Consider the following 13,570-nt stretch of genomic DNA (forward strand, 5'->3'; position numbering starts at 1 on the left):
TAGTTAATGAACGTATCATTAATAAAGTTGTTTGACTTAAGTATGGTGGTACCGTGCGCATGCGCCCTTACATTAATTTGTAAGGGCGTTTTTTAATTTTTAACAAAGGTACCGTTATTGCTGCATAACTTTTATCCGAAGTGAAATCATAAATTAAAACAGGAGGCTGATACAATGGCAAATGCACTATTAGAAGATTTAAAATGGAGAGGCTTGATTTATCAACAAACTGATGAGTCTGGTATAGAAGAAATATTAAATAAAGAGCAAGTCACATTATATTGTGGTGCGGATCCAACAGCAGATAGTTTGCATATTGGACATTTATTACCATTCTTAACATTGCGTCGCTTCCAAGAACATGGACATAGACCACTTGTATTAATTGGTGGTGGCACAGGTATGATAGGTGATCCTTCAGGTAAATCAGAAGAACGTAAATTACAGACCGAAGACCAAGTAGAAAACAATGTACAAGGTATCAGTAATCAAATGCATAAAATTTTTGAATTTGGTACTGAAAAAGGTGCTAAATTAGTTAATAATAAAGATTGGCTTGGCCAAATTTCTTTAATTGATTTCTTACGTGATTATGGTAAACATGTAGGTGTGAATTACATGTTAGCCAAAGATTCTATTCAAACACGTTTAGAACACGGTATTTCATTTACAGAATTTACCTATACAATATTACAAGCGATTGACTTCGGTCATTTAAATAAAACATATAATTGTAAAATTCAAGTTGGTGGTTCAGACCAATGGGGAAATATTACGAGTGGTATTGAATTGATGCGTCGTATGTATGGTCAAAATGAGGCTTATGGGTTAACAATTCCATTAGTTGTGAAGTCAGATGGTAAAAAATTTGGGAAAACTGAAGGCGGCGCAGTTTGGTTAGATGCTGTCAAAACGAGCCCATATGAATTTTATCAATTTTGGATTAACACGACAGATGAAGATGTAATCAAGTTTTTAAAATACTTTACTTTCTTAGAAAAAGAAGAGATTGAAGCATTGGAAACATCATTAAATGAAGCGCCTCATTTACGTGAAGCACAAAAAGCATTAGCCGAAAATGTAACACGTTTTATTCATGGTCAAGCTGCTTTAGACGACGCGATACGTATATCTAAAGCTTTATTTGCCGGGGATTTACAATCACTTTCTGCGACGGAATTAAAAGAAGGATTTAAAGATGTGCCACAAGTAGAATTAAATCAGGAGACTACAAATATTGTAGAAGCAATCGTTGAAGCTGGAATTTCTTCTTCTAAACGACAAGCACGTGAAGATGTAAATAATGGTGCTATTTACATCAACGGTGTTAGACAACAAGATGTTAATTATGAACTTACTAACGATGATAAGATTGAAGATGAGTTTACAATTATACGTCGAGGTAAGAAAAAATACTTTATGGTTAATTATAAATAATAATTTTTATGCAGCAATCTATTTGAACCTAGTAGATTGCTGCTTTTTTAATCTAGTTAAAATTGTGACTGATTAAACGCTAATTAATATTGATTAAACCTTGAACTATAATAAATTTTAGTTCAAGGTGATTTTTCTCACGCTTTTAATAAGCAAGAGGGCAATCTGTAATTATTGTATGGAAAGCTATTTAGGCGTAAATTTCATTAAAAAGACTATAAAAAATGTGCAAAGGAGGTAAAACCGAGAGAGGTTTGTACAATCCTAAGCACATTATGTTTAATAATTTACAAATATCTTAGATGGAATTAATTGAACGGTGAACTTTTTTCTTCGCTTGAGTCTTCAGAAGATTGTGATGTTGTTTTTTGTTCTTTTAATGTTACATCTATTTGTTGTTGTTTACCTTTACGTTCTACAGTCAATTTCACCGAATCGCCAGGTTTTTTATTTTCATAAAGATAAGAACGAATATCTGTATCTTCTTCAACTTTTTTATCATCAATTGCTGTAATAATATCGGCTTCTTTAAGACCATTATCACCATCAACTTTTGCTACGTATGCGCCATCTTTACGTGATGTTTTAAGTTGGTCTTTATATTCGTTTGGAATTTCGCTGACATTGAGTAAGCCAATACCAATAGAAGGACGATCAATCTTACCTTTCTCTACTAGTTCTTTAATAGTAACTTTAACTTCGTTACTTGGTATAGCAAAACCAATGCCTTCCACTTGTTCATTAGCAATCTTCATTGAGTTTATACCTACTAGATTACCGTTAATATCTACAAGGGCGCCACCAGAGTTACCTGGGTTTATGGCTGCATCTGTTTGAAGTACGTTGACTTTGTTTGAACCAGCTGATGTTTGTGTATCAATTGTACGTTCACTTGCTGAAATAATTCCAGAAGTTACTGAATTAGCAAATTCTAAGCCTAATGGGTTGCCCATGGCAAATACACTATCTCCAGTCTTAACTTTTGAAGAATTGGCAAAGTTGATTGCTTTTGTGCCTTTTGTTTCATTAATTTTTAGCACTGCCATATCAGTTAATGCATCTTTACCAATTAATTTAGCATCTACTTGTTTGGAGTTATGAAGTTGAACTTTGATTTCGCTCGCACCATCTATCACATGATTATTAGTAACGATGTATGCAGAACCATTATTTTTCTGATATATTACACCAGAACCTACACCGGCTTCTTGCGCTTTCGAAGATTTACCTTTTAATAAATCATCTAAGTTTTGAGCTTTTTGCATGTTGATAACACCAACAATTGCTGGAGAGACATCATTAATCATTTGATTGACGGAATTATACTTTTCGCTTTTTCCATCAAGAGTATTTCCACCATTTCCAGTGTTTGATGCTTCATTTACAGATGAGCCATTATCGTTTAATACTGTAGTTTCCATTAGTTTACCGACGCCTAATACAATAAGGGCTCCAATGATACCAGCGACTAAGGCAACTATAACTGTTCTAAACCATGGGAATTTAGGTTTTTGCCTTATCCGTTTATTTGAGGTGTATTGCGTTGTGTTTTGTTGGTGATTTTGATTGTTGTTTGTATTTTTCTCATTGTTAAATTCTGACATATTCTACCTCCAATTATTACTATATATCCTATTATGAAAGTTTTGTGCAACTTTTTCTAGTATACCACTATACGACTTTAGACTGAAATATAAATCTTCTTGTCCATAATCTTACTAAATGATAAAATCAATGAGGAAAGATAAGCAAAATGAAGTAGGTGCAAAAAATGTATAAATTTATAAGTGGTTTGTTGAAATTAATTATTATAAAATTAAGTAATTCGTTAGAAGTTCAAGGAAAAGAAAATATACCTCAACTTCATAGGTATGTAGTGACTTGTACTCACGAGAGTTATAATGAAGTAATCATGTTAGGAACAGCGATTTATCCTAACCAAATACATTATATGGCTAAAAAAGAACTATTTAATAACAAAATTTTTGGTAAATTTTTATCGTCATTAAATGCATTTCCAGTAGATAGAGATAATCCTGGACCAAGCACATTAAAAAAACCAATAAAACTGTTAAAAGAAAATAAAACTGTCGGAATCTTTCCCACAGGACACCGCATGAAGTATGATGAAGGTTCACCAATGAAAAGAGGAGCTGTAACTATAGCGATGATGGCTCAAGCGCCGATTTTACCTGCAGCTTATGTTGGACCAAAAGAAATAAAAGGATTGATTACTGGAAAGGCAATTATCAGATTTGGTGAACCAATAGAAACTAAACATCTTCCAAAAGACATGAAGCGTAATGAAAAATTAGAGTATTTAACTAAAGAATTAGAGCAAAGAACAATTCAATTACAATCAGAATTAAATGACTATGTAAAAAATAACTAAATAAAAACATTAATATATTGGAATAATTAAACTTTTTTATTTTTGATACGTAATCTTTAAATCATATGTTATTATATAACTGTACAATAACAGTTAGTAAAGAGTTTACAAACACCACGTGGACAATATTGTGCATGTGGTGATTTTTTTGGGAATTTATTTTGAAATGGGGAATATTTATGTATAGTTTCTTTCAACGTTTAGGAAGATCACTTATGCTACCTGTAGCTGTATTGCCAGCAGCAGCCATTATCGTTGGTATAGGTAATGCATTAACTGCACTTGGCATATTGCCTACAGTAGCTGCCTTTTTCTCTACGGCAGGATCAACGATTCTTGAACAATTGGGTATTTTATTTGCAATTGGTGTTGCATTAGGTATGGCGAAGAAAAATGATGGCGCAGTTGCACTTGCAGCAGCCGTTGGTTTTTTCTTAACGACAGTTGTACTCAGTCCAGAAAAACTAGCGCCATTATTAGGCGTGAAAGAATCTGGTGTAAATGCAGCATTTGAACAAATGAATAATCAAAATGTCTTAATTGGTTTGGTTATTGGTTTAGTGGCAGCATATACGTATAACAGATTTAGTACAACAGAATTGCCAACAGCGTTATCATTCTTTAGTGGGAAACGTTTGGTGCCTATTTTAACTGCGTTTTTCAGTATATTTATAGCAGTTATTATGTTATTTGTTTGGCCAATTGTGTACTCAGGAATTGTTACTTTTGGGACGTGGATATTAGATTTAGGACCTGGCGGGGCGTTTCTGTATGGATTTTTCAATCGTCTCTTAATCCCAACCGGACTACATCATGCATTAAACGCGGTATTTTGGTTTGATTTAGCTGGTATAAATGACATTGCGAAATTCCAAACTGGTGATGGTGCAGTTCAAGGCGTTACAGGGCGTTATATGGCCGGTTTCTTCCCAGTAATGATGTTTGGTGTCCCAGCAGCCGCATTAGCGATGTATCATACAGCAGAAACAAAACAAAAGAAAAGAGTTTACGGGTTAATGTTTGGTGGAGCTATTTCAGCATTTTTCGTTGGAGTTACGGAACCTATTGAATTTTCATTTATGTTTGTAGCTCCGCTATTATTCTTAATACATGCTGTATTAACTGGTTTATCTTTGTTTATAGCCGCGTTATTCCATTGGACAGCAGGATTTTCATTTAGTGCGGGATTAATTGACTTTTTATTATCTTTGATTAACCCAGTAGCAAACCATCCGATGATGTTAATGGTTCAAGGTCTTGTATTCTTTGTTATTTATTACGTCGTATTTAGATTTGCAATCAAATGGTTGAAACTTAATACTCCTGGTCGTGGTGATAACTTACTACCTGATCCAACATCAGATGAAGCTACAACAGGAGATACTGAAGATTCAACTGAGATTTCAAATTCAGGAAAATCGCAAACAGGTAAATATTCAAAGACAGCTAGTCAAATCTTAGAAGGATTAGGTGGTAAAGAAAATATTGTAACATTAACAAACTGTGCCACACGGTTACGCATGGAATTACATGATAATAATGTGATTGATGAAGCTAAGATTAAAGGCGCTGGTGCTGTTGGTGTAACGAAGAGTGGTAAACACAATACACAAGTTATCATTGGAACTCAAGTCCAACAAGTTGCTGATGAAATTGAACTTCAAATGGAAAGATAAAATAAATGTATTTTAACATCTAATTAGCTGAAATTTATAATATTACTTCAGCTTAGTTAGGTGTTTTTTTATAGCTAAAACTTATAAAAAGATCTGTTGATTTGTTTAACAAAACACAGTAAATGCATTGCTCTTTTGTTTGTAAAATAGTACGATATAATAGTATCAGAATTTTCTGATTAAAGGAGAGTAGGTAGTATGAAGTCGGTATTATTTGATGTTGATGGTGTTTTTTTAAGTGAAGAAAGGTGTTTTGATGTATCGGCGTTAACCGTATATGAAATGCTTATGAGTAATGATTATATTGGTTTAGATCCCTCGATACAATTTGGAAATTTGAGTGATGAACAAATCACAGAAATCAGGGATATTGTATTCTATCATGATGAGATACTAACTAAGCTAAAATCACTTGGTTTAAACTCAAACTGGGATATGCTATTTGTTGTAATAGCTATTCACTTCGTTGATATTTGTAAAACTTTATCTGCTGATGCGTTAGCGGAAATTTTAAATCCTGAAAATTTTGGACAAGCAACATTACAAAAATTAGGGCATCAAATCTCTGATATAACATTGAATTTTGACGCACCATTATCATTTTTAGAGCATGTACGTACAGGTAAAGACAATATTTACCAGGATCTGATTAAGTATGCGAGTGAACAATTAGACACACAACAAACAGCACTATTTGAGTTAAAAAGTCCATTTTGGTTACTTTCACAGGAAGTTTATCAAGAATGGTACTTAGGTAATCAACTTTATAATGAGGTTGAACAAAAATTGAATCGTTCTGACTTTAAAAAAGGTTACATATATAATGAGGTAGTATTAAGACCAGTTGCTGAGATTAAGCAATTGTTAGAAGACTTAAAAGCCGCAGGATATCATATCGCGATTGCCACAGGGAGACCACGCACGGAAACATTAGTTCCTTTTGATACAATTGGTATTAAAGATATATTCGAAGATAAACACATTGTTACTGCAAGCGAAGTACTAATCGCTGAAGATATTTATCCTGAATTGAAACCTTTAGGTAAACCAAATCCATTTAGCTATTTGGCAACACTTGAAGGCAATTTCGAAGAGGATTATAAAAAATATGCAACAAATCAAGAAAATCGAGTTATTAAAAATGAAGTCTTTGTAGTAGGAGATTCATTAGCTGATTTGCTTAGCGCTAAAAAAATTGGCGCAACTTTTATTGGTCCTTTAACTGGATTGAAAGGTCAATACGCTCGTGAAGAACTAGAAGCTTATGAAGCAGATTACATAGTCGATCATGTAGGCGAGATAAGAAATATTTTATTATAATGATTACTGACACATTGCAAAGTTATTTTCTGAAAACGATTATAAATTTGCAAATGTGTCATTTTTATGTCCAAATAAGTTAGGGTCAATATTTTAGTGATTATTAAGTTGAAAACATTAAAACTAATGCATATTAAATAGCGTAGCGAAGTAGCGTCTTTTAATGTCTTTAGCGACATTAAAACGAGAAGGATTTAGCATTAAAAAGCACGAGTAAGAAATTTTAATTAAATTCCATACTCGTGCTTATGTTATATCATTTATTTAAAAAGAAAAAGGATTAAATATTGTAATTAACATTGTTATCAATTTCTAATTCTACGCTTCTAATTAAATTGAAACCTTCAATTTGATATAAACCGTCGATAACATCTTCTGTTACAGGGTGGTCGATTGATAAAATCATTAGTGCATTACCACCTTGATTAGTACGACCGAGGTGCATAGAAGCAATGTTGATACCATACTCGCCTAAGATTTGACCAGTACGTCCTACAATACCAGGTCTATCATTATGATTAATAACAAGTTGATATTGTTCAGGTTTAAAGTCTACTGGATAGTCATTAATACGAACAATTCTTGGACCATACCCGTTTAATACAGTAGCACCAATCTTGATTTGTTTGTCTTTATTGATAAGTGTTAATTCAATGTAATTACTAAAACCACGGTGTTTTGCATTTTTTTCAATGTTATAAGAAACACCTTGTTCATTTAGAAGTACTAATGCGTTAATCAAGTTAACACGTTCAGCTAAATCTCGTTTTAGTACACCTGAAACTAATGTTCTAGTTAATAAACTTGTATCATCTAACGCGATGTCACCTTCGTATTTAATGTGGAGTTCACGAGGTGCTTTTTCAAGTAATTGGATGCCAACTTCACCTGTTAATTTGCTTAATTCGATATATGGCTTTAACTCATCGTTGATTTCACTGTAAGTCATACGTGGTGCATTTATTGCATTTAATACATTACCGTTTTCAAAGATATCTACGATTTCATTAGCAACTGATACAGCTACTTTTTCTTGTGCTTCAACTGTAGAAGCACCTAAGTGAGGTGTAACAATAATTTTTTCGTTTTCAACAAGAGGGGACTCAGTTGCTGGTTCAGTTTCAAAAACATCAATCGCAGCACTCTGTATTTGATCATTATCTAAAGCTTCTAATAATGCTTCTTCATCAATGATACCACCACGCGCTACATTGATGATTTGTAATGTTGGTTTTGCTTTTTCAAAAAATGCTTTACCAACGATACCTTTTGTTTTAGGCGTTAATGGTGTGTGTACAGTAACGAAATCTGCTTGTTCTGCAATTTCTTCAACTGTTGCACGTGTTACGTTTAATTCTTTAGCTTTATCTTCTGATAAATAGGGGTCAAAGGCTAATATATTCATACCGAAACTTTGTGCGCGTTTTGCAACACCAAGTCCAATTCTACCTGCACCGATTACACCAAGTGTTTTATTAAAAAGTTCCGTACCTCTATAAGTCTTACGGTCCCATTTTCCATTTTTTAATGATTGATGTGCTTGTGGGATATTTCGTGCCATCGATAAAATCATAGCCATTGAATGTTCAGTGGCAGAAATTGTATTACCATCTGGTGCATTGATTACTATCACGCCGTTTTTTGTAGCGGCATCCACATCGATATTATCCACACCAACACCAGCACGAGCAATTACCTTGAGGTTAGGTGACGCTTCAATAATAGCTTCAGTGACTTGTGTTTGACTACGTACAATCAATCCTTGGTAATCTTTAATTTCTTCTATTAATTCATTTTCAGTTAAATCTGTATTGATTTTAACTTCAAAATCTTTATGGTCAATTAAACTTTTTAAACCTTCTGGTGAGATTGGATCAGATACTAAAATTTTATACATAAGCTTTGACGACCTCCATATACTTAGTGATTGCTTTACCAACATAAGATTCATTTCTAAATTCTGTTAACAGAATTTCCAATGCTGAAACTACTTGTAAAATATCAAATGGAGAGATTTGCCCCATATGACCAATACGTAATATTTCACCTTTTAAGTGACCTTGGCCGCCAGCAATTGTGGTAGCAAAACGGTTTTTTAATTCATTTTTGATGAAATTTAATTCATCTTTTGTTTTAGGAGTAAAAGCAGTGACAGTAGGTGAAGCATATTCGTCTTCGACCAGTAAATCTAATTCTAGTGCTTTCAATGCTTCTCTAAGACCATCACGTATTGCGTAATGACGAGAGACTACATTACTAAAACCTTCTTCTTCAACTAATTTTGCATATGCGTTTACGCCTCTAAACAACGAAACATTAGGTGTGAAAGGTGTTGAGTTTTCAGATTGTGATTTTAAATATTTGTTCAAGTCTAAATAAAAACGCGGAGTTGTAACTTCACTAAAGCGATTTTTAGCACGATCATTATAAGCTATAAATGCTAAACCAGGTGGTAACATGATTGCTTTTTGACTACCTGAAATAAGGACATCAATTGCATCACGTTGTAAATCAACATCTACTGCACCGATACAACTTACGCCATCAACAACAAAGTAAATAGATTCATCATATGCTTTAAGTGCATGACCCAATTCACTTACGGGATGCAATACAGCTGTTGAAGTTTCACAATATTGGCTGTAAACAGCTGTAATATTAGTATTTAAAGATTTCAAGAAATCTATGAAGTCAGGTACATTGACAGCTTTACCCCATTCGACCTCGAAAATATGTACATTATTGTAATATGTCTCTGCAATTTGTTTAAAACGATTACCAAATGCGCCAGATACGATAATAACAATTTCATCATCTGGATTTGCAAGATTTAGCATACTTGCTTCTAGTGAGCTTGTACCACTGGAAGTAAGTATCATTACATCATTTTGTGCACCAAAAATTGGTTTAAGCGCACGAAATGATTCTTCAGCAATTGCTTCGAAATCACTTGATCGATGACCGACCATAGGTGACTGTGTAGCGTGTAAAATTTGTTCTGGTACTGGTGTAGGTCCTGGTGTTAGTAACAAAGGATGATAATATTTCATGAGTAATTCCCCCAATGCTTAAGATTGTACAAGTTTAGCAAATTTTCAGATAATATAAAAGTGCAAATATTAAAAAAACAGACGGAATAGACAGTTTATCTATCAAATGTAAGGGTATTCATTGCTAATTTAATCATATTCCGTAACACATAAAATTTTTTTTAAAATTATTTTATTTTTGGTTCTATTTTTACGGAAACATTGCCTCTAATAGAATTAGAAATCATACAATTATTGTCTGCAACCTTTAATAGTTTAGGTAATTTTTCAGTTAAAAGTTCTTTTTGATTTGTTTCAACTGAAATTATTGGATAATGTATTATTGTATCCATACGGAATTTTGCATTTTCAAAAATTGCTGTTCCAATAGAGGATTGGTTTATTGTAATATTATTGAATCCTGAGCGTTCTAATACCGCCGCTAGTGAAATGATATAACATGATGAAGCGGCGGACACTAATAACTCATCTGGGTTTGTGCCTGTTCCATTACCACCAAGTCCTGATGGTATTGATATTTGCTCACTTAAAACATCACCTTTGAGGTCACCGACTGATTCACGGCCACCTGACCAATTTGTTTGTACTACAAATTCATGTTGTACCATATAGATTGACCTCCAGTATAATTATGATAACTTTAGTTTAGACGATTCTAAGAGATAATGAAAGTGGGGCATTATAAGAATGCATAACTATTTAGACGATAGTAGAGTAATGTTGATTGCGCATCGTGGGTTTTCAACTGATTTTCCAGAAAACACACGAGCAGCTTTTGAATCTGCATTAGAAAGTAGTATAGATATGCTAGAAATAGATATACATAGAACAAAAGATAATTACTTAGTTGTAATTCATGATGACACAATAAATCGCACTTCAAACGGTAAAGGCAAAGTGAAAGATTATAGTTTAAATGCATTGAGGCAATTTGATTATGGTGTGGCTAAGCATATTAAATTTAAAGGACAACATTTGATGACATTAGAGCAAGTGTTGGTATTAATTAAAAATCACCCGCAAAAGCTTCTAATTGAAATTAAACAACCTCATATTTATCCAGAAATTGAGCAACAATTAATTGATATGCTAAAAAAACATGACATTTCTGAGGAAAAAGTAATTATACAATCCTTTGATCAAAAATGTATTCGTAACCTCTATGAAATGAAAGTGGAGTTTAAGCTTGGTGTTTTAATTAGCAAAAGGAAATATTGGTATAGAATGCCGAATTTTGACAAAATTGCAGTATATGCGGATTATGTAAATCCACATTATTCCTTAGTAAATCATAAATTTATGACTGCTGCACATAGCCTTGAACTGTCAGTTATGCCGTATACTGTTAATGAGCCGAGCATTGCTAACAAGTTAATCATGTTAGGCGTTGATGGTTTAATTTCTGATAATCCGACAAAATTAAAATAACTTAACATAAAAAATATGTGAACTTTGTAAATGAATTGATTTCAACTAAGTTCACATATTGTAATTTAACTATAGATGTATGGATTATTTACAATTAACTATCTTCATGTGTATTAATCCAATGTTTTTTTAGTAAACCCATAATATGGCAATTACTATATTTTCCTCGAGTATAAAAGTGTTCTTGTAGTGTGCCTTCAATAACAAAATTTTGACTTTTATAGATATGGACTGCTCTTTCGTTTTGAACATCTACAAAAAGGTAAATCTTATGCAAGTTCAACACTAGAAATGCATAATCAATTGCTTTTTTAAATGCATTTTTTGCATATCCTTGCCCGCTATATTGAGGGTCAACAATAATTTGAATCTCACAATTACTATGTACAAAGTTAATTTCTACTAGCTCAACGACCCCGATACGAACATTGTCATCTTCTATGATGAAGCGGCGTTCAGATTCATCCAATAAATGTTTTTTATATAGTGATTGCAGTTCACTTAATGATTGATAAGGTTCTTCAAACCAATAGGACATAATTGAATATTCATTATTTAAGTGATGTACAAACTCTAAATCAGTTTCTTCTAAAGCTCTAATAATCAAAATATACACTCCTTTAACTATATATGCTCATCATACTCAAATATAGTAAGATTGTAAATCTTGATGTAATTATAAACAGTGTATATATTTTTGATATACATGAATATGTTTACAAGTTCAATTCATACTTAAAGACGTTATATTATTGTATAGGGAGAGGGAAGTTAAAGTTTAGAAGGCAATAAAAAAACCAAGAAATCAATAAGATTTCTTGGTTCGACATAATCACGCTTATCTTGAGTAGTACTCAACGATAAGTTGTTCGTTGATTTCAGCAGGTAATTCACTACGTTCTGGAACGCGGATATATTTACCTTTTAAATTGTCTGCATCAAATTCTAAATAATCTGGTACAAAGTTGTTGATCTCAACAGATTCAGCGATGATATCTAATTTTAAAGATTTTTCGCGTACTGAGATTTCTTGACCAGGTTTTAAAGTGTATGATGGGATATCAACACTTTTACCATCAACTTCGATGTGACCGTGGTTAACGATTTGACGAGCTTGACGACGTGTACGTGCTAAACCTAATGAATATACAACTGCATCTAAACGAGCAGCTAATAATTGCATGAAGTTTTCACCGTGGACACCGTGTTGGTTACCAGCAGTTTCAAAAGTGTTACGGAATTGTCTTTCAGTCATTCCATATAAGTAACGTAACTTTTGTTTCTCACGTAATTGTAATGCATATTCTGATAATTTTTTACGTTGGTTAGGACCGTGTTGACCTGGTGCGTATGGACGCTTCTCTAATTCTTTACCAGTACCACTTAATGAGATACCTAAACGACGTGATTTTTTCCAGTTTGAACCTCTAAATCGAGCCATAGTAGACTCCTCCTTTTTCTTTTTTGTTGTTATGAAAAAACAAAAAAGAGTGTTGCATGCTTATTTGGATATATTGTTTTATGTGTCCTCGCCTCATAGCTACGGTTACACGGCACGTCCGCGTTGGGAACAACATAGCGCCAAATAATATACAACTGCTAATTTCGTTTATTCACACAAAATACATTGTACCATGATATTAAGAACTGTCAACAACTAATGAGTATTTTAATGATAGGTAGTTTTCTTTTACACTTATGCGATTTGATTTTCAATAGTTTTTACAATATTTTCTAATGCGTTCTTATCAGTTTCTGAAAAACGATTTGTGATTGGCGCATCAATATCTAATACTCCAATTATTTGTTCATTTTGATGAATAGGAACTACAATTTCTGATTTGCTGTTAGCATCACAAGCAATGTGACCTGGGAAGGCATGAACATCTGCTACTAACTGTGTTTCATCTTGAGCTACTGCAGTACCGCATACACCACTGCCAATTGCAATGTGCACACACGCTGGATGACCTTGGAAGGGGCCTAAAATCAATTCATTATTTTCTATTAAATAAAAACCAACCCAATTGACTTGATCTAAAGAATCATTTAATAAAGCAGACACATTACTGAGTATGGCGATTAAATTTGATTCATCTTCTATTAAACTATAAACTTGTTTTTCTAATAAGTTATAATTGGTTTCTTTAACCTCTGACATACAAAAACCTCACTTTTTACTTTTCATTTAGTATAAAGACTGTTTTAATAGTAATCAAACAAATGATTTGTAAGGGCTTTTTTAAATTACTTTATACATATAATTA

General features: G+C 33.0%; 12 protein-coding genes. 5 read left to right on the forward strand and 7 right to left on the reverse strand.

Annotated features, from left to right (window positions below):
• Positions 1-174: 174 nt before the first annotated feature.
• Positions 175-1,437, forward strand: coding sequence for a tyrosine--tRNA ligase (gene tyrS, locus ACSUE0_RS03095; protein WP_119613490.1), 1,263 nt, complete (start codon positions 175-177; stop codon positions 1,435-1,437).
• Positions 1,438-1,745: 308 nt separating this feature from the next.
• Here the strand turns inward: tyrS and ACSUE0_RS03100 are convergent, their stop codons facing one another.
• Positions 1,746-3,041, reverse strand: a complete 1,296-nt coding sequence (locus ACSUE0_RS03100) for a S1C family serine protease (RefSeq protein WP_119613489.1) — start codon at positions 3,039-3,041, stop codon at positions 1,746-1,748.
• A gap of 167 nt (positions 3,042-3,208) precedes the next feature.
• On the opposite strand from ACSUE0_RS03100, the gene ACSUE0_RS03105 reads away from it, so the two are divergent.
• The 3 genes from ACSUE0_RS03105 to ACSUE0_RS03115 all read left to right on the forward strand — a co-directional run bounded on the left by ACSUE0_RS03105 (position 3,209) and on the right by ACSUE0_RS03115 (position 6,825).
• On the forward strand, positions 3,209-3,829 hold the full coding sequence (locus ACSUE0_RS03105; RefSeq protein WP_436956056.1) for a lysophospholipid acyltransferase family protein: 621 nt from the start codon (positions 3,209-3,211) through the stop codon (positions 3,827-3,829).
• A 179-nt stretch (positions 3,830-4,008) separates the two neighbouring features.
• On the forward strand, positions 4,009-5,505 hold the full coding sequence (gene nagE / locus ACSUE0_RS03110) for an N-acetylglucosamine-specific PTS transporter subunit IIBC (RefSeq protein ID WP_436956058.1): 1,497 nt from the start codon (positions 4,009-4,011) through the stop codon (positions 5,503-5,505).
• Positions 5,506-5,703: 198 nt separating this feature from the next.
• The gene (locus ACSUE0_RS03115; RefSeq protein ID WP_119613487.1) at positions 5,704-6,825 is read left to right on the forward strand and encodes an HAD family hydrolase; all 1,122 of its coding nucleotides are present in this window, start codon (positions 5,704-5,706) and stop codon (positions 6,823-6,825) included.
• A 280-nt stretch (positions 6,826-7,105) separates the two neighbouring features.
• On the opposite strand, the gene serA is transcribed toward ACSUE0_RS03115, so the two are convergent.
• From serA to ACSUE0_RS03130, 3 genes are all read right to left on the reverse strand, one after another.
• Positions 7,106-8,722: a phosphoglycerate dehydrogenase gene (gene serA, locus ACSUE0_RS03120; RefSeq protein ID WP_119613486.1), complete on the reverse strand. Its 1,617-nt coding sequence runs from the start codon at positions 8,720-8,722 to the stop codon at positions 7,106-7,108.
• Positions 8,715-9,875 (reverse strand): pyridoxal-phosphate-dependent aminotransferase family protein, encoded by a 1,161-nt coding sequence (locus tag ACSUE0_RS03125; protein WP_119613485.1) that lies wholly within the window; start codon positions 9,873-9,875, stop codon positions 8,715-8,717. The genes serA and ACSUE0_RS03125 overlap by 8 nt, the downstream gene beginning before the upstream one ends.
• Before the next feature lie 167 nt (positions 9,876-10,042).
• On the reverse strand, positions 10,043-10,483 hold the full coding sequence (locus ACSUE0_RS03130; protein ID WP_119613484.1) for an SACOL1771 family peroxiredoxin: 441 nt from the start codon (positions 10,481-10,483) through the stop codon (positions 10,043-10,045).
• A gap of 79 nt (positions 10,484-10,562) precedes the next feature.
• Here ACSUE0_RS03130 and ACSUE0_RS03135 point away from each other — a divergent pair, with 79 nt between their 5' ends.
• Positions 10,563-11,303, forward strand: a complete 741-nt coding sequence (locus ACSUE0_RS03135) for a glycerophosphodiester phosphodiesterase (RefSeq protein WP_119613483.1) — start codon at positions 10,563-10,565, stop codon at positions 11,301-11,303.
• 94 nt (positions 11,304-11,397) lie between these two features.
• Here ACSUE0_RS03135 and ACSUE0_RS03140 read toward each other — a convergent pair whose 3' ends face one another.
• The 3 genes from ACSUE0_RS03140 to ACSUE0_RS03150 all read right to left on the reverse strand — a co-directional run bounded on the left by ACSUE0_RS03140 (position 11,398) and on the right by ACSUE0_RS03150 (position 13,464).
• Positions 11,398-11,910 (reverse strand): GNAT family N-acetyltransferase, encoded by a 513-nt coding sequence (locus tag ACSUE0_RS03140; protein WP_107558250.1) that lies wholly within the window; start codon positions 11,908-11,910, stop codon positions 11,398-11,400.
• Between the two features lie 231 nt (positions 11,911-12,141).
• Positions 12,142-12,744 (reverse strand): 30S ribosomal protein S4, encoded by a 603-nt coding sequence (gene rpsD / locus ACSUE0_RS03145; protein ID WP_436956062.1) that lies wholly within the window; start codon positions 12,742-12,744, stop codon positions 12,142-12,144.
• Between the two features lie 255 nt (positions 12,745-12,999).
• On the reverse strand, positions 13,000-13,464 hold the full coding sequence (locus tag ACSUE0_RS03150) for a GAF domain-containing protein (RefSeq protein ID WP_017722143.1): 465 nt from the start codon (positions 13,462-13,464) through the stop codon (positions 13,000-13,002).
• Between the last annotated feature and the right edge of the window lie 106 nt (positions 13,465-13,570).

Source organism: Staphylococcus sp. AS1337 (assembly GCF_051408735.1).
GTDB classification, from domain to species: Bacteria; Bacillota; Bacilli; order Staphylococcales; family Staphylococcaceae; genus Staphylococcus; species Staphylococcus xylosus_B.

What these genes read in the sequence shown, in the direction of transcription:
- nagE (WP_436956058.1), top strand. Translation starts at nt 4,009, where the DNA reads ATGTATAGTTTCTTTCAACGTTTAGGAAGATCACTTATGCTACCTGTA.
- ACSUE0_RS03100 (WP_119613489.1), bottom strand. Translation starts at nt 3,041, where the DNA reads ATGTCAGAATTTAACAATGAGAAAAATACAAACAACAATCAAAATCAC.
- serA (WP_119613486.1), bottom strand. Translation starts at nt 8,722, where the DNA reads ATGTATAAAATTTTAGTATCTGATCCAATCTCACCAGAAGGTTTAAAA.
- tyrS (WP_119613490.1), top strand. Translation starts at nt 175, where the DNA reads ATGGCAAATGCACTATTAGAAGATTTAAAATGGAGAGGCTTGATTTAT.
- ACSUE0_RS03130 (WP_119613484.1), bottom strand. Translation starts at nt 10,483, where the DNA reads ATGGTACAACATGAATTTGTAGTACAAACAAATTGGTCAGGTGGCCGT.
- rpsD (WP_436956062.1), bottom strand. Translation starts at nt 12,744, where the DNA reads ATGGCTCGATTTAGAGGTTCAAACTGGAAAAAATCACGTCGTTTAGGT.
- ACSUE0_RS03105 (WP_436956056.1), top strand. Translation starts at nt 3,209, where the DNA reads ATGTATAAATTTATAAGTGGTTTGTTGAAATTAATTATTATAAAATTA.
- ACSUE0_RS03135 (WP_119613483.1), top strand. Translation starts at nt 10,563, where the DNA reads ATGCATAACTATTTAGACGATAGTAGAGTAATGTTGATTGCGCATCGT.
- ACSUE0_RS03125 (WP_119613485.1), bottom strand. Translation starts at nt 9,875, where the DNA reads ATGAAATATTATCATCCTTTGTTACTAACACCAGGACCTACACCAGTA.
- ACSUE0_RS03115 (WP_119613487.1), top strand. Translation starts at nt 5,704, where the DNA reads ATGAAGTCGGTATTATTTGATGTTGATGGTGTTTTTTTAAGTGAAGAA.
- ACSUE0_RS03150 (WP_017722143.1), bottom strand. Translation starts at nt 13,464, where the DNA reads ATGTCAGAGGTTAAAGAAACCAATTATAACTTATTAGAAAAACAAGTT.